This window comes from Bdellovibrio sp. MYbb2, from assembly GCF_056175685.1.
This window is the reverse complement of sequence record NZ_JBJKJI010000005.1, coordinates 19,774-35,695: the sequence shown is the minus strand read 5'-3', so window position 1 is coordinate 35,695 and position 15,922 is coordinate 19,774. Positions and strand designations below refer to the sequence as shown.

General features: G+C 49.7%; 18 protein-coding genes. 8 read left to right on the top strand and 10 right to left on the bottom strand.

Annotated features, from left to right (window positions below):
- Positions 1 to 12 precede the first annotated feature (12 nt).
- Positions 13 to 744 (bottom strand): hypothetical protein, encoded by a 732-nt coding sequence (locus AC04MQ_RS17915; protein WP_475392750.1) that lies wholly within the window; start codon positions 742 to 744, stop codon positions 13 to 15.
- A 164-nt stretch (positions 745 to 908) separates the two neighbouring features.
- Between AC04MQ_RS17915 and AC04MQ_RS17910 the strand changes: the two genes are divergently transcribed.
- Positions 909 to 1,709 carry an SdiA-regulated domain-containing protein gene (locus AC04MQ_RS17910; protein WP_475392749.1) on the top strand — a complete coding sequence of 267 codons (801 nt, stop codon included), beginning with the start codon at positions 909 to 911 and terminating at the stop codon, positions 1,707 to 1,709.
- Positions 1,710 to 1,885: 176 nt separating this feature from the next.
- Here the strand turns inward: AC04MQ_RS17910 and AC04MQ_RS17905 are convergent, their stop codons facing one another.
- On the bottom strand, positions 1,886 to 2,635 hold the full coding sequence (locus AC04MQ_RS17905; RefSeq protein WP_475392748.1) for a tyrosine-protein phosphatase: 750 nt from the start codon (positions 2,633 to 2,635) through the stop codon (positions 1,886 to 1,888).
- 128 nt (positions 2,636 to 2,763) lie between these two features.
- Between AC04MQ_RS17905 and AC04MQ_RS17900 the strand changes: the two genes are divergently transcribed.
- The gene (locus tag AC04MQ_RS17900; protein ID WP_235046250.1) at positions 2,764 to 3,909 is read left to right on the top strand and encodes a hypothetical protein; all 1,146 of its coding nucleotides are present in this window, start codon (positions 2,764 to 2,766) and stop codon (positions 3,907 to 3,909) included.
- A gap of 94 nt (positions 3,910 to 4,003) precedes the next feature.
- Complete coding sequence (locus AC04MQ_RS17895; protein ID WP_015089916.1) at positions 4,004 to 5,020, top strand: hypothetical protein; 1,017 nt, start codon at positions 4,004 to 4,006, stop codon at positions 5,018 to 5,020.
- Between the two features lie 152 nt (positions 5,021 to 5,172).
- Here the strand turns inward: AC04MQ_RS17895 and AC04MQ_RS17890 are convergent, their stop codons facing one another.
- Positions 5,173 to 6,807, bottom strand: a complete 1,635-nt coding sequence (locus tag AC04MQ_RS17890) for a hypothetical protein (RefSeq protein ID WP_475392747.1) — start codon at positions 6,805 to 6,807, stop codon at positions 5,173 to 5,175.
- Between the two features lie 205 nt (positions 6,808 to 7,012).
- Here AC04MQ_RS17890 and lipB point away from each other — a divergent pair, with 205 nt between their 5' ends.
- Positions 7,013 to 7,672, top strand: coding sequence for a lipoyl(octanoyl) transferase LipB (lipB, locus tag AC04MQ_RS17885; RefSeq protein WP_475392746.1), 660 nt, complete (start codon positions 7,013 to 7,015; stop codon positions 7,670 to 7,672).
- Positions 7,673 to 7,750: 78 nt separating this feature from the next.
- On the opposite strand, the gene AC04MQ_RS17880 is transcribed toward lipB, so the two are convergent.
- The 5 genes from AC04MQ_RS17880 to AC04MQ_RS17860 all read right to left on the bottom strand — a co-directional run bounded on the left by AC04MQ_RS17880 (position 7,751) and on the right by AC04MQ_RS17860 (position 11,117).
- Complete coding sequence (locus tag AC04MQ_RS17880; RefSeq protein ID WP_475392745.1) at positions 7,751 to 8,182, bottom strand: DoxX family protein; 432 nt, start codon at positions 8,180 to 8,182, stop codon at positions 7,751 to 7,753.
- A gap of 66 nt (positions 8,183 to 8,248) precedes the next feature.
- Positions 8,249 to 8,677, bottom strand: a complete 429-nt coding sequence (locus AC04MQ_RS17875; protein ID WP_015089912.1) for a BLUF domain-containing protein — start codon at positions 8,675 to 8,677, stop codon at positions 8,249 to 8,251.
- On the bottom strand, positions 8,674 to 9,093 hold the full coding sequence (locus tag AC04MQ_RS17870) for a MaoC family dehydratase (RefSeq protein ID WP_015089911.1): 420 nt from the start codon (positions 9,091 to 9,093) through the stop codon (positions 8,674 to 8,676). The genes AC04MQ_RS17875 and AC04MQ_RS17870 overlap by 4 nt, the downstream gene beginning before the upstream one ends.
- An 18-nt stretch (positions 9,094 to 9,111) precedes the next feature.
- The gene (locus AC04MQ_RS17865; RefSeq protein ID WP_015089910.1) at positions 9,112 to 10,455 is read right to left on the bottom strand and encodes a PhoH family protein; all 1,344 of its coding nucleotides are present in this window, start codon (positions 10,453 to 10,455) and stop codon (positions 9,112 to 9,114) included.
- Positions 10,456 to 10,607: 152 nt separating this feature from the next.
- Positions 10,608 to 11,117 carry a PilZ domain-containing protein gene (locus tag AC04MQ_RS17860; RefSeq protein WP_015089909.1) on the bottom strand — a complete coding sequence of 170 codons (510 nt, stop codon included), beginning with the start codon at positions 11,115 to 11,117 and terminating at the stop codon, positions 10,608 to 10,610.
- 92 nt (positions 11,118 to 11,209) lie between these two features.
- Between AC04MQ_RS17860 and AC04MQ_RS17855 the strand changes: the two genes are divergently transcribed.
- Entirely contained in the window at positions 11,210 to 12,097 is an 888-nt protein-coding gene (locus AC04MQ_RS17855) for an energy transducer TonB family protein (RefSeq protein WP_475392744.1), read from the top strand.
- A gap of 9 nt (positions 12,098 to 12,106) precedes the next feature.
- Here the strand turns inward: AC04MQ_RS17855 and AC04MQ_RS17850 are convergent, their stop codons facing one another.
- Together AC04MQ_RS17850 and msrB are read right to left on the bottom strand one after the other, a co-directional pair.
- Positions 12,107 to 12,826: a DUF3750 domain-containing protein gene (locus AC04MQ_RS17850; RefSeq protein WP_475392743.1), complete on the bottom strand. Its 720-nt coding sequence runs from the start codon at positions 12,824 to 12,826 to the stop codon at positions 12,107 to 12,109.
- A 62-nt stretch (positions 12,827 to 12,888) separates the two neighbouring features.
- Positions 12,889 to 13,305 (bottom strand): peptide-methionine (R)-S-oxide reductase MsrB, encoded by a 417-nt coding sequence (gene msrB / locus AC04MQ_RS17845; RefSeq protein WP_015089906.1) that lies wholly within the window; start codon positions 13,303 to 13,305, stop codon positions 12,889 to 12,891.
- Between the two features lie 87 nt (positions 13,306 to 13,392).
- Here msrB and AC04MQ_RS17840 point away from each other — a divergent pair, with 87 nt between their 5' ends.
- The 3 genes from AC04MQ_RS17840 (at position 13,393) to AC04MQ_RS17830 (ending at position 15,900) form a co-directional block, all read left to right on the top strand.
- A complete protein-coding gene (locus tag AC04MQ_RS17840) occupies positions 13,393 to 13,965 on the top strand; it encodes an outer membrane beta-barrel protein (RefSeq protein ID WP_015089905.1) in 573 nt (190 codons plus the stop codon).
- Complete coding sequence (locus tag AC04MQ_RS17835) at positions 13,962 to 15,011, top strand: aminopeptidase (RefSeq protein WP_475392742.1); 1,050 nt, start codon at positions 13,962 to 13,964, stop codon at positions 15,009 to 15,011. Before AC04MQ_RS17840 ends, AC04MQ_RS17835 begins: the two co-directional genes overlap by 4 nt.
- A gap of 355 nt (positions 15,012 to 15,366) precedes the next feature.
- The gene (locus AC04MQ_RS17830) at positions 15,367 to 15,900 is read left to right on the top strand and encodes a hypothetical protein (RefSeq protein ID WP_041576976.1); all 534 of its coding nucleotides are present in this window, start codon (positions 15,367 to 15,369) and stop codon (positions 15,898 to 15,900) included.
- The last annotated feature ends 22 nt before the right edge of the window (positions 15,901 to 15,922 follow it).

The following is a 15,922-nucleotide window of genomic DNA, read 5'->3' as shown; positions in this document are numbered from 1 at the left end:
AAAGCAGGCTTTTTAACGAAGTCGCAGTACCGAACGCTTCTGGTTCAACTGCTGCAAACGTTCGACGACCCGGCTCTGGCGACTCTTTGTGGTGCGATCCAAAAAGCTGACTCCTGCGCTGGAAGTTTTCAGCACCGACGTCACATCAGCAAACACAGCCACCCCGCTTTGTCCCGGCAGCAGGCCGCTGTAAACGCCGCCATAGCCAGTCACACCTTGGGCGTTAAATCCAGTGAACAGATTGGCCACGATGCCAGCACTTAGCGAATCCGTGCCCAGTGCATACCCGAGCACCACCTTGGGAGCCTGCAGATCCAGATTCAGATACAACTTTGAGACACGGCTGTCACTCAGCGGGATCGAATACCATTCTTCCGCCTTCACCCCCATGACCGGAAACAGAGTTCCGTTGGGCAGGCCTTTTTCAGCCTGCAGGGCCGGAATCTTGGTGATTCGGGAAAAGTTCAGTACCAGATCTATATCGGTAATTCCGGGCACCAGAGACGAAACATTGAGCATTCCCAGCATCTCCACTGGGTTTTCTGGATTATAAATCGGCAACTGCACACTCATGATCTGCAGGTTGTTGGAGTCCACCTGGGTTTTTAGCGAAACATACACGTCGCCTTGGGTGATTTTGGTGGATAGGGCGGCGCCCTTGATAAGGCCCTCTTGAGAACAGGCGGCAAGGCTTAGCACCGCCACCGTGGAAAACATCAGTTTTTGTATCGTGGATGAAATCATTGAAACGTTCTCCTGGATGTAGACGTTGACGGACCCCACCAGTTTCGGAAAATGCGACCTAGACTAAAGGGGAGCTTGCCAAATCTTTACAAAACAGACACAGAATTAGATTATTGTTTCAGTGGCTTCTGTCTCAGGTTAAGAATTCAGCCCGGGGGAATTTAATGAAAATCCAAGTCGTTCTAACTGCATTGCTGTTGTTATCCACAAATGCTTTTGCCCAAGAAGCTATTACGTTACAGAAGACCCTGCCCGAGGTGGGCGGCAATCTGTCCGGGATCACATACAACCCCGACAGTGATTCTTATTTTCTGATTCAGAATAATTCCGGAACCATCTTTGAATACAAAGAGGACTTCGCAAAACCTGTGCGCATCATTCGTGTCACCAACCTGCTGGATGACGACACCGAAGACATCGTGTATCTGGGGAAAAACGAATACGCCATCAGCACGGAATCCAATCACGTGTTGATTATTAAGATCAATGAAAGCCAAACAACTGTTGATGCGCGTGAATCACGCGCAGATGTTCAGTTGATGCAACTGCCGGCACCATTAAAAAACAACATGGGCTTGGAAGGCGTTTGTTATTCCAAGAACCGCAACGTGCTTTTCGCGGTTCAGGAAAAGAAACCGAAACGCATCTTTGAATGGAACCGCCCCACTCATGGCAATGACATTCTGGATTCCACTGCACTGGGATTGAAAGAGCCGTTCGATACAGAACGCCTTTTGAAACATGTAATGAGCGATCTTTCCGCCTGTGTCTACGACGACGCCAACGATCAACTGCTATTGCTCAGTCATGAGTCTTCCCGTGTGATGCGCGTGAACCGCCAGGGACAAGCCGTCAGCACATTGGATCTGCCGACGGTGGCCCAGCAATATGAAGGCATGACATTCGCCAAAGACGGAAAACTGATCGTCGTCAGCGAACCTAATATTGTGGTGATCTTGAAATAGAACTAAAAAACACCTGCTGCCTTAAGGTAATCAACCAAACTCAAAATGGCAGCAACTCCAGTACCTAGCGCAAGTCCATAGTGAAGTTTCTTGTTTTCAGCCTTAGTCTTCGCATCATCAGGTTTTCTTATTTTTAAGATCGAATTCCAGTAAACTAAAAGTCGAAAGAGGGGGATTTACTCCAGGTAGTTGCTTTTCAAAGCGGACAGCTTTTCCGGGGTCAGTGAGAATTCCACGGAGAAGTAGCGCTCAAGGCTGCCGTAGCGTGCGTGAATGGCATCCAAGGCTGCGCTCAGGAAATGTTCTTTCACTGACATCAGATAATGCAGGTTTTCAAGGCCTTTGCTGGAAAGTTTATTTTCAACTTTATTCAAGACCTGTTCGCGGAATGGCTGCAATGTCTGCTCTGTACGCAGATAGTCTTCAACAACAGCGTCTCGCGAAACTCCCAAAGACAACAATGTCAGAGCAGATCCGACGCCAGTGCGATCCTTTCCGACGGCACAGTGCTGAACCAGCGCACCTTGCTGCAAAGGCTGCACGCGTTCAAACAGTCTTTGATAGGAGCGATTGGCGAACGGCAGTTGTTTGTACAGAGTTTCCATAAAATCGCTGGGAACCACGCGCAGATTTTCATCCGCCCAGAAATCGTGGTTGTCATTTTTCACAGCGTGAGAATCCGGATTCGCCGGATGACATTCATAGACAGCGCCGTTCCAGACAACGTCCTTATCGGCAGCGGATTCCTTCAGATCACGATAATCATGGATCTCTGTGACCCCTAGGGCTTCCAGCTGAGCACAGTCTTCAGCCGTCAAACGAGACAGGGAGCCGGAACGATAAAGACGGTTTTTTTTAACCCGTCTGCCATCCGTCGTCAGATACCCACCCATGTCTCTGAAATTAATTCCGCCCTGAAGTTTCATTCCACGCCTTTCCGTAAAAACCCATGATAACACGAAGCGCGTTTAATTCATTTTCAATTAGGTCCTTGGCCCGGCGTTTTATGGGAATCTTGTTGAATTGGCGCATCAAAAATGGAAATTTGCGTCGCATGAAAGCCACATTCGCATTTGCCCTTGCCCTGTTTCTGGGTCTTCAGGCCAACGCCGCCTGGGACCTGAATGACGTCTCTTACCTGATGCCTTTGCCGGCCCGTTTTGGCGACGACAATCTGATGGGCATCACCACCCCCGGCCGTGGCGGTCCGCTGCTGAACCCGGCATTTATGGGAACGATTCCTCCGCTGACTCCGGTGATGAGCGAAAACGACGTGGCCGAATCCCTGCGTGTGATCGCCGTGCGCATCGATCCGTGCTTCCCACTGCCAACCCCACAGTCCTGCCAAAAACAAATCCGCCTGGTATGGCAACCGCTGGAACCAGGCTTCCGCAACCGCGTGCAATCCGTCGATGCAGCCCTGCACAGCTTCTATGTGCTAAGCGATGCTGACTTTGATTCCCTGACAAAAGATCTAATGGCGTGGAAACTTCGCAACAAAGTCGAAACCAAAGGTCTGCCTCTGCAAGTGCACCCCGCTTGGGCCGTACAAGCCGACAAATCCCCGGCGTTGTTAGAGTTCAACCAAATCGTGCGCAAATACGCAGGCCCCGCAAACCTGACCCGCATCACCGCGATGGTGGTCCGAGGCGCTGGCGACATGTGGTCTTTCTCGGGCTTTGAAGTGCGCAATGGTCAGCTAAAACTGATGAAGATCCCACGCCTGGACAGATCAGCCCAAGCCTTCGTCAACTTCGCAGTCCCATCAGACCACTTCGAACGCGGCCTTATTTCCCCAGAAGCCACCGGCGAAGATTCATTCAACAAGGTCATCGGCAATTCCGCCCGCATGAAAACAGGCAACGAAGACCTGCTAAGAAAAGAACTGCGCGCCATCCACCGCGCCGAAGACCCGCACAGCTTCAACCCAGAAAACATGGACTGCGCCAGCTGCCACGTAGCCCAGCCAGCAAGAGTATGGCTGGAAAGAAACCGCACAGATCTAAATCTAGAAAGCCTGTGGAACGCTCACGCCTATAAAAACCCAGCTTATGACTTAACAAACGTAAGCCCCGACCAAAAAAACACCCAAATCATCCGCGCCTTCGGCTATTTCATGGAAAACCCAGCCATCAGCCAAAGAGTCATCAACGAATCCGCCGAAGTAGCCAAAGCCCTAAACCGCATCCTACAGAATTAAATTTGTACTCTAGACCAATGGACTGAAAACAAATATAAATTTGCTTACTTTCAAACAAAATAAAAAGATAAGGATCCCAACACAAAGGATCCCTATGAATAGCGCAATTCTTATTTTCGCAATGACTTTGCTTTTCGCCGCTCAAAATTCTTCGGCGCAAGAAGCGGACAAAAACCAAGCAACCTCCACCGAAGCTGCCGAAACTCCTAAAACATCGGCATATACAATAAAGCAGGTAATTCCCTCTCAAAACTTAGTTGTTGCAGAAACTTCCAATTCCCTTGAAACACTGAGCCCCGGCAAAACTTTTCTTGTTACGTTTCCGAACAACAAACAATGCTCTCTTATACTTAAAGGCAAAAAGGATTCATTGCTCACTCTCAGTTCGAAAGAGTGTCTAAATCGCGAAGAAATCACGAAAGATCTTCCTATAGAGTTGGCTCTGATCGAAGAAGAAAGCAATTCTCAACATACTCCATCAACTCCACAGGTAGCTATGGACGAGCTTCCAAGTTCTTTGGAGGAAAGATGGGCATCCGGTCCAAGACTCGGCTTTTCAGTTTACTATGCTTCAGCAAACCAGGCTAATTTTGAAGATGTATATGCCACCACATCAAGTGGGAGCGGTAATCTGAATGCAGAATTTGGTACGGATTCTTCAGTTGGCATTGGACTAACATTCGCCAGAATGAAACCTCAAAACTGGGGAATTTCAACGAGCCTTCTTTTAGAAGTCGGTCGTAAAATCAACACTATTAAATTCACAGGTAGTGGTGGCACAGCTTCTGGTAACTTTACCGGAACTAAGCCGAAACTTTCATTTCTGATTGGAGAGGCTGGGTTAGCTTATCGATGGAATACCTTTTATATTCCGTTCGGCTTAAACCTAAGTATCCCAACCCTAACTGACACAGACGGTTCTTCAGTTGAAATTTATGGTGGATTGGGTGCCTACTTTGGCGCAGGCGTTCTTCTAACTGAAAACTCATCCATCGATTTTATAATCCGATCGGTGGCCTTAAACATGACACAGACATCTGGCACTAGTTCTATTGATTACGGTCGCGGAAGTATGACTGGTTTCAGTCTCGGATATAAATACTGGTTCTAAAACCAAACCAACCCCTAGAAAGGCGGTTGGTCAAAAAGGTCCAGATGCAAGGCGGAGGGCTTTTTGCGAAACGGAGGCGTGCTCCAAGCACGTCGGAGAGAAGCAAAAGGCCCGACAACGAAGTCAGATGGGCCTTTTTCACCAACCGAAGCTTACTTGATACAAGAGTAGTAAACTTCGTAATTCCCCTGAGGCAGCATTTGGTCAAAGACTAGATTAAGCCCTTCCATCTTGCGAGTGCCATCATACACCTGCCCATCTTTCAGAACCAGGATGGATCTCATGGCATCCACAACTGGCGCACAAGAAAGCGTGATGGATTTCAAAGTCTTGCGCACACCTTCGGCGATACCCTGAACTTGGGCCGCATAATCAGATGCACATACGTCACCGATCACACCGCCGGTCAGTTTGGAAATCTGCTCATAGCGGAAACCGGCAGAATAACCTTCGCCTTTCAAGCACGCCTGATCATCAGGGCGGGCGATGATGGAATGGAAACTCATGGCTTTCTGGGAACCGAAGCTGTCAGCCACGAACTTCACAAAGTTCGCAGGATCATTTTTCGCACCGTTGGCAGATTCATCTTCGTCCGAGATCACCACGACAGCCAGCTGGGAATCGTTACGGATGAAGTTCGCGTTGCCACCGGATGCCGTCATCGAGCGTTCAATCGCGCGGTAAGCGGCGAAGACACCTTGCTCACTGCCAGAACCGGTTTCTGATCTTTGCAAAGTGTTGCTCAAAGTTGTGCGGGCTTCGGCGTCGTTCATGGAGGAAGTCAGAATATACTGGCCGGGTTTGTTATAAAGAGGAACCAAGCGGCCATCACCCAGGGTCTTGTGAACTGGATCGGTGGTGGTCACGGCAATCTGCCAGTCCAGACCTTTCACCACATCCAGGAAGTTACGGACCCGGGATGCCATGCTTTTTTGCTCGTATTCCATGGAACCCGAGTTGTCGATCACGAACAGAATATCCACTTTCTGGTATTCGTTCACTTTCACGTTGTTCACCATCTGTTTGTACATGGAGGAAACTTTGAAAGAGATGGATTTTTCAGAAGCATGACCCAGCTTGTCTGTTGCAGAAACTTTCAGGGTGTAATCACCACCGGCAAGTTTGGGCAGAACGATCTTGTTCGTACCGGCAGCGCAGGCTTTGGTGGAAGAACCCATAGAGCAAGTCACAGATGCCACACCCGCACCCGCATCAGTCACAGTGAAGATAAGTTCCACATCCAGGCCTTCTTCAACCGGAGCGGATGGGTATTTTGCGAACACGATGTCCGGACCGATCTGGTCAATATAGATACGGCGAACATAGCAGGAACTGGTGCGACCGTCATGATCGCGGAACTGCACGCTGACTGGCACATTCTGGTTGGTCTTGGAGCTTAGCAAAGTGCCAGAGTCCGCATAGTCCACCCAAGTGCCGCCACCGCAGGATTCATTTTCAGAAACCTTGGTGTAAGCCGTGTGGAACGGAGGATAGAAATCAAGACTGAGGTTTGTGGACGCCGTCAGAACTGCGCCTTTGTTGATATCAAAACCTTCAGGGTCTGATGGAGCCGGCACACTGCCACCGTTGTCACCACCTGAACCGGTGCTGCCTTCTTCGGTACTGCCACCGTTTGAGCCGCCACCAGAGCCCGTTTCCGGCTCAGTGATAACGCTGAAGTCACCGTTATTGAGGTCTTGCTTCACCTCAGTGCCACCGCCGTTGTCCAGACATCCTGTCAGAGCGATCGCGGCGATCAATGTGCTCATCAGTCCTAGATTCTTCATACCCTCTCCCTGCTTCTTTGTGTTCCTGAAACCATTTTGGGGGCATGTTCCGTGGCTTTTCAAACGAATCTCATTTTGAAATTTTTGTGACTAGTGCGTTTACACCTCGAATGAAATTGCTGTCCAAAGGTTGCACACTGCCCTCTGAATTGGACCTTTGAAGAGAAAGAATGACTTGGACTTAAATCGGTGGCACAAACAAATCATGGCTGATCTGATTTTTCAGGATTGGGGACTTATCAACTATGATGAGGCTCTGAAAAAACAAAATGACCTGGTGGAAAAGGTGCACACCGAAGACCTTCCGGGCGTTCTGGTGTTCTGCACACATCCTCCGGTGGTGACTGTGGGTCGCGCCACTCAGGCCGAAGATGTCTTTGCCTGGCAGGGCCCGCTGGTGGAGGTCACTCGCGGGGGACGCGCCACTTATCACGGTCCCAGCCAGCTTGTGATCTATCCAATTTTGAATCTGGCCCACACCCGCAAGGGTCGCAAAGACCGCGAGATCAATCCTTACTTGAAAGTGTTTGAAGACGCCATTGTCGACGTACTGAAAACCTATGGCCTGTCGGGTATCGAGGCACGCTCTTCATCCAAAAGCAGCTTCAACCGCACGGATGCCGATAACACTGGTGTGTGGGTCAATGATCACAAGATTGCCTCTGTCGGCGTGGGTGTGCGCAAATGGGTGGCCTTCCATGGGGCCGCCATCAATCTGACCCATGATGAAAAAGCTTTCCAAGGACTTCGTCCCTGCGGTTTCCCACCGGAAGTGATGATCAGCCTTGAACAACTGACGGGGGCGAAAGTGAATGTCAGTGAATTCAAAGAAAAGCTGAAACGCCGTCTGCTGGACGTTCTATAGAGCCGATTAAAATTTCTGCAGATCCAAATAAAAAAAGGAGCCTTCCGGCTCCTTTTTCATTTTAACGTGTGCAAGGAACTATTTCTTTTTCGTGATCAGGTGATCCACTGACCAGCGGCCAGCTCCGTGCAGAACAAAGAACAAACCGGTGAACAGATACAACAGGCCCATTTCTTTTTGACCAAACGGATCCGCCGCATGAACACCGAACACCGCCACCATCATGGTGAATACCATGAACGCAGCTGCGGGACGGGTCAACAGACCCAACGCCAGCAAAATACCGCCGGCAAATTCAGCCAATCCAGCACACCAAGCAAACAGTTCCGGCGCCGGGAAGCCCATTGAACGCACACCTTCCACCAGCATTTCCGGAGGAGGAATTTTTCCCAACCCATGAGAGAAAGCCATGGTCAGGCCGATGAACACGCGCAAGATCGTCAGCGCAAAGTCATCCATCTTGGTATTGAAATTTCGTGGGGCAATCAGTTTATTCAGCAGGGTTTTCATCAGTGAATCCTTTCTATGATGTTCATCCATAACGCAATGTGGGCCTAAAAAAGAACCGGGAACCTTTTATTTCAATTCGGGGGCGGATGCGCGGAACTTTTTCAGGATCGGCATGATAAGACCACGGCGACTCAGATCGCTGGATACGACCGATTCGAAAAGCTCAATCAGATGGTTGGTTGAGGATGTGGTGATATCACCGTCGTGAAAAGCCATGGACCAATCCGGGAAAAGACGCTCTTCCCCGATGGTTTCAATCAAAACTTTGACGGAATAGTTGCGATCATCCTCGCGGATGGCGTCCAGCACTTTGCGCACGGGAGCTTCTTCACCCTCAAGGAGCTGCACGAAATATCCATCACGGAAAATCAGCAGGCCCGTAATACCCAGACGGGCATTGTTCCGGCGCGAGACTTCGAGGATCTCACGGATGTCCGTGTAGCTTAGATCCTCGGCCGCCTTGCTGAAGTAGACCAGATGGAAGACTCCGCTCATATGCCGGCAGGGCCAGTCGTTGACATCATGATCACGGCATCACCCTTAACCACGACATCACCATTGACCTTCGCCACGTTGGTTTCAACTGTAGCGATGCCTTTTTCTTTTCTCAAACCTGTGATTTTGATGGTGATAACAATTGTATCATCAACGAATACCGGGTTTACGAATTTCATATTTTGAGCAAGGTAAATACCACCCTGACCGATACCATCAACAAGCGCTCTGGAAATCAGAGCGCCAACGATCATACCGTGGGCAATACGGCGACCAAAACGGGTTTTTGATGCGTATTCATCATTCAAATGAATTGGATTGTGATCTCCGGATAGCTCCGCAAATTGCTGGATCATTTTGTCCGTCACTTGCACAGTTACCTTTGCTTCAAATCCTACATCAATCACTTCAGCCATGAAAAAACTCCTAAAAACCTACAAGATATTTGCTGCCAGCTCGGCCAGCTCAGATCTTTCACCTTTGGTCAGAGTCACATGGGCCGCAATTGGATGGCCTTTGAATCTCTCTACCGCATAGGTCAAACCGCTGTTCGCGGAATCCACGTATGGATTATCGATCTGATAGACGTCGCCCGTAAGGACAACCTTCGTCCCTCGACCGGCACGCGTAACAATTGTCTTGATCTCGTGCGGAGTCAAGTTTTGTGCTTCATCGACGATCAGGTACTGCTTCGGAATGCTGCGACCGCGAATGTAAGTCAGAGGTTCAATATTCAACATCCCCTGATTGATCAATTCTTGCGCACGACCGGCAGCTTTTTTGTCCGCACCCATCAAAAACTCTACGTTATCGAAGATAGGCTGCATCCAAGGATTCAATTTCTGCTCGATGTCACCAGGAAGGTAACCAATATCGCGTCCCATAGGGAAAATCGGACGGGAAACCAGCAAACGCTGGAACTGCCCTTGATCCAAAGTTTTATGAAGACCCGCAGCAATCGCCATCAAAGTTTTACCCGTACCGGCTTTACCCACCAGGGATACAAACATGATTTCGTCATTCAGCAAGCAGTCCAATGCGAAGGCTTGCTCGACATTTCGTGCATGAATACCCCAGATAGAATCAGCGGCCTGCATCAAAGGAACGATGGCCTTATCCGCCAGGCTGTAACGACCGATCGCAGAATGATTCGGGTTCGCCGCATCCTTCATGATCACGTACTGATTGCCGTAAAGCTTTACATCGGTGATGAAGCGCTTTTCGCGATAGAAAGCATCGATCTGCTCTGGAGACACCATGATCTCCTGATAACCTTCGTAAAGATCGTCACGGTTGATGTCGTTGGCATCATAGTCATTGGCAACAACGCCGTAAACGTCGGCTTTGATACGTAGATTGATATCTTTGGTGATCAGCTCAACTTTGTAGCGCGGGTGCTGCTTTTGCAAAGCCAAAGCGGTGTTCAGAATACGGTTGTCCGCTTTCTGATGATCCAGCTCTGACGGCATACCTGCCAGCATCAGATCCGTGTTGATGTAAACCATGGTTTCGGAGTTGTCGATCTGAACACCACTGGCCAAAGAGCCCTTGGAGCGCAGCACATCGATAAAGCGGCTGAACTGACGCGCATTTCGACCGTTTTCACCCTGGTCACGTTTGAACTTGTCGACTTCCTCGATCACAGAGATAGGAATATGAACATCGGCCTCACCGAATCTCAGGATCGCCTGGGAGTCGAAAAGGATCACGTTCGTATCGACAACAATTTTTCTGCGCTTAGATTTGCTCAATGGACACCCTCCGTAGTTATAGTCCATGCGATCTGCCCGCTTGTTAGCTGCAGATACTCCACAGCTAAATTGCAACAAATCGCAGGACCAAAGTCCACGCAAAACGGCGTCCCAAAAAATAAAAAGACCCGGCAAAAAAAATCACCGGGCCTTTGCAACTTTCAAAATGTCAGGACAATTTAGGAAATGTGAGAAACAAGAACGTCGCCGGAATCTGTTTTCAGACTGGCACTGACGTTTTCAATGAACTTCACAAAGTGATGAAGCGCTACATCATTCATCGTGCCTTTGACAAAACCAGCACCATGACGAACAACGCCCTCGTCTTCGATAGCACGGCTGTTGGACACAGTGATCGTGAATGGGAAGTACGTGGAGTGATTCAAATACACTCGCATCGCCACTTCGTCGCCGGTCACAAATCCACCTTCAGCCAGCTCCAGATCGAAAGCCAAACCGTTTTCAGAAATGTCGTAAAGTGCGGCCTTCAAAAGACCCTTCTCAGGAAGTACGACAAAAGCTCCCACAAACTCAGTTAAAATTGTTCTTTTTACGTCACGACGGTCACGGCTTAAAATTTCCTGGCGGGCCTCTGTAATGTCGAGAACCTCTGCGCGGACCTCAATTTCTTTGATTTCCAAAGAATTCTGAGCTCTTAGGCGTGGCGTAATATCGAGAACTTTCCCCATTTTTCCCCCTGTTGACTCATTTCTTATCGGCAGAATGTGTTTCAACTTTAGCCGTCTTGCCCAAAGGTCCAGTTTCGGCTTAAAATGAGACAATGGCAGTCCTTAGGGCGATTCTCTGCAGTTTTATGTTCCATTTTTTGGTCATCGTGGGCCTGATCTGGCTTGCGCCCAAACTGCATCTGCCCGAACCCGAAGTGATCGAAGTCACGCTTTCCGAAGAACAAAAGATCTTCAACGCCTTAAAACCCAAAGACCGCTCGGTCGTGCGCCAGGCCGTGGTGCCGGAAAAAATGAAACTGCCCGAAGATGAAACTCTGGCGCGCTTCCTGTCCGAACAAAAACAGCGCGTGAAAGAAGAAACTCAGGCGGCAAAATCCGGTATGACCCAAAATCGCAGCAACCGCGAAAGTGCGGTGAACAAACCAGAGTCGGCGCCGCCAAAAGTGGCTGAACAGAAACAACAGCAGCACAACACCGAAGATGTCGACAAAGACGGCTATCGCAATGTGGATATTTCCAAAGAACTGGCCGAGATGAAACGCTATAATGACGGCTTTTCTTCCGTCGGCGAATCCCTGCCAACAGATGTGAAGGTTGGATCCTTCACGGCGCTGAACACCGATCGCTATTTGTTTTATACTTTCTATGCGCGCGTGGAAGAGTTGATCCGCTACCGCTGGGAAACCCGCGTGCAGCAGGCCATCGATCAGTTCGATCGCATTGACCGCATCAATGCTGGCAACCGCAACTGGGTGACTCAGGCTGAATTTATTCTGGATCGCAACGGCAATCTGCGCTCGGCTTTGATCATGAAAAGTTCAGGAATCAAAAACTTTGATATTGCAGCGGTGAATGCTTTCAAAGAAGCCCGCATCTTCCCGAACCCCCCGCAAGAGATGGTGAAAGAGGACGGCTATATTCACCTCGTCTTTTCTTTCACCGTGCGCTACAGCCCACCAGTCCTGGTGAACCGCAACTAAAAATCACGACTAGGGCTTGTCGCTCATTCCGACCCGACCGACCATCGGCAGCTTCAATGCCGGGCGCATGAAATCAACTCCGAAGTTAAGCCCCAGCAGATTCAGCTCAACCCCCTCACCCAGTCCCACGGTCAGCCCGAGCATTCCAAACAACGAAAACTGCACGCCGGTTTTAGATTCGCTCCAGCCAACGATATCAGCCTGATTGATCCAGTCCTTGCCGATGGCGTGCGGCGGCAGTTCCACCTTCAGCTCGGGCACATTGCGGATGATATGGGAAATGAACGTGTTGCTGTTCGGGCCCGGATAGGCGCGATAGGTGTTCTTGTAAGCATAATCTTTTGCCAGCCTGTCGATCTGGGGGATTGCGGCTTCAGCTTCGGCACCACGCAGATCTTCAATCAACTCGGGCTTCGCACCAAACCAATGACGATCCGGAATGTCCGATTCGATACGCACGGATTCAAGGCCTCGTTTCACACGCCAGCCAATCACGTGGTAGGTCATGTAGTGATCGGCATCTTTGGCCTTGGTCGCAATCCAGGAATGAACTGCGAAGTATCCCCGCCAGCTGACGGTGCGTGCGGCGTACACCTGCACCACCGCGCCTTTTTCTTCCTGTGGAGTCGGCGCCAGATGAGCGCTGTCCCGGGTGGCCGTCCGCCAATCCTGCGCCTGTGATTGAACTCCCAACAACATGAAAGCAATAAAAGATCCGATGAATTTCATTTCACCAGTATGGACTAATTTTTATTTTTTTGCGGGATTAAATGCTGAGGTCTGCTCAGGACTCATCCTTTGCGCGGAATAAATTTCAGCGACGCCGAGTTGATGCAGTAACGCAGCCCCGTGGGTGCCGGCCCATCATCAAACACATGCCCCAAATGAGAATTCGACGAAGACGCCCGCACTTCAACCCGAGTCATCCCGTGAGAATAATCAGCGATCTCAGTCACCGCGTCCGCAGAAATCGGACGGGTGAAACTGGGCCAGCCGGAGCCGGATTCAAACTTGTCGTCACTGGAAAAAAGCGGCACGCCCGAAATAGCATCCACATAGATGCCGTGTTCATGATGATTCCAATACGCATTCTGGAACGGACGCTCGGTGCCGTTTTCGACCATGATGCGATATTGTTCAGGGGTCAGAATCTTTTTAAGCTCCCCTTCGTCTGAGGGCAGCCCGCATTTTAAAACTTTGTCAGCCATACTTTGGTTGTACCCGGTCCAGGAGCTTTAGTCCAGAGTGTGGCCGATTTCATGTTGTTCGCCACTCAACCTTGCTACTATGTGAGAATGAAGAAGTTTTTATCCCTGACCCTACTGGCCGTTCTGATTTCGACCTCTTTGCCCGCTTATGCGATGTTCACAGAACTGGGCCTGTCCTACGGAAGAAAAACCACCACCTTTGACAAAGACAACTCTTTCGATTCTGAATCCATCACAGGGTCGCTGTCCCTATATTTCCTGGAGCGCCTGGCTTTGGAGCTAAGTTACACCGATGCGACAGGCCTGCGCGAAGAAAAAGCCAGCCCCTCGGATGCGCGCCGTACGACGACACAAAAATCTCAAATTCTGGGCGCGGATTTGATTCTGGTTTTCGCGGACAAGACCGCCCTGTTCCAGCCTTACATCAAAGGCGGCGGCGCCCAGATCAGCCGTTACCAGCAGATCAAGATCGAAGGCCAGGACACTTATACTATCGAACCTGAATCCGTCACTGTTCCCAGCTATGGTGTGGGCTTAAAAATCAAAGTCACCGAGTCTTTGGGTATCAAGCTGAGCTATGACGTGTGGAAAACACCGATCGGCGATGGTCTGCAAACTGATGACAGCTCTATCCGTGCCGGCGTGACCTGGGCACTATGAGGCTGAAACCTGGCCTGATACTTCTTGCGGTAGCCACCCTGAACAGCGGATGCCAGATGGGCTATCTGATGAAGTCCGGCTATGGACAGATGAAGCTGCTGAACAGCCGCGTCCCCGTCGACGAAGCGCTGAAAGATCCGGGTCTTGATGAAGGCAAAAAGAAAAAGCTGCTTCTGGCTCAGGAAGCCCGCGCCTTTGCCGAAACCGAACTGCATCTGAAGCCCACCAAAAACTATACCTCGTACGTTGAGCTGGGCCGGCCCTATGTCACCTATGTCGTCAGCGCGGCACCGAAGTGGGAACTGAAGCACCATCAGTGGTCGTATCCGTTCATGGGCAAAATGCCTTACAAAGGTTATTTCAACGAAGACGACGCCAAGACAGAGGAAAAATCCCTGCAACAGGACAACCTTGACACCTACATGCGGGGTGTTTCCGCTTACAGCACGCTGGGCTGGTTCAATGATCCGATTTTAAGCTCCATGCTTCGTTATGATGATTATGACCTTGTGAACACCATCATTCACGAAACCGTGCACGCCACTTTGTATATTAAAAACTCTGCTGACTTCAACGAACGCCTGGCCACTTTTCTGGGCAACAAAGGGGCTGAACTTTTCTATCACAAAAAAGAAGGTGCGGAATCTCCGACACTGAAGCTGATTCAGTCGGAAAATGACGACAGCAAAGTGTTTTCGCAATTCATTTCAACCGAGCTGGATGCACTTGAAAAATGGTACAAAGAGCTTCCTGCCAGTGAAAGATCAGAAGAAAAACGCGCGCAGCGAATTCAGCAGATTCAGAGCAAATTCTCCTCTGAAGTCGTGCCGCGACTGAAAACGGACAGCTACAAAAGATTCGCCGAAGCGAAGCTGAACAATGCAAGATTGCTGGTGTATCGCACGTACATGCAGGACTTGAGTGACTTCGAAAAGCTGTACGAAGCAAGGGACCGCAACTATTTTTCGTTCATTGAAGCCTGTCGCGGTCTTGAAAAAGCTAAAGATCCGTCCGCAGAACTCAAAAAACTGCTTAGTCACCCGTAAGGGTTAACCCCCCAAAAACAGGCCTGTTCCACATTGTTCTGTTTACGCAAAATTCAGCGAAAATTCATGCCGATTTTGTAATGTCCCGCTAAACACGTAAAACCACGGTCAAAATTCAGTTTAGGAAGCAGTGGAGCGCTGTTAAGAAGCTAACAATGCGAAATCACTCAACTAAAGCATAACCCATTCGGGTGATGTTACTATTTGAAATCATTGAAGAATTCTTTACATGCGCAGCGTGTCTGCGCTGGCGAAATCAAAAAAACACGATTAAAACTCGGCCACTCAAAAAAATGCTGTCAGGAAACAACCGAACGTAACTGAACCCTGACAAGCCACAAAAACCGGAGAGAACATGAAATTGAAGTTCCTTAGTGCTGCCCTTGTAGCACTGGCAATGTCCCTGACTGTCCACGCTGACGAATTCGACGGCGGCAGCCCTGACTATGATCCTCGTCCAAATCCACATTACACAGAGGCAGAGATCCAAAGAAAGATTGAAAACGAAATGGCCGTGGCTTGCAGAGGCAACCTTTGCTCTATCGTAGGCACTGACGGTCACGGCGAAGGCTGGACAGTAAGCTTCCAGGTTGGTTACGGCGACAACCCAAACAGCGGCGGCAACAACTTCTACATCGGTGACAGTGGCTCCCGCAACAACAACGGTGGCGACTACTACGCAGGCATCACTGTGACTTACAAAAACTACTCTTGTAACTCCACTCTGCGTGTGACTCCTTCTGTTTATCGTTTCGTGAACACATACATGTACAACATGGTGAACGCGGACGGTTCCACGAAGCGTAACTTCTCCCCTGCAGACCAAACTGTGATTCTGTTCTACACAACGATGTTGAACAAAGTCGATAACTGCAAAGCACTGAACTAAACCCGGTCAACGAAACTCAAGA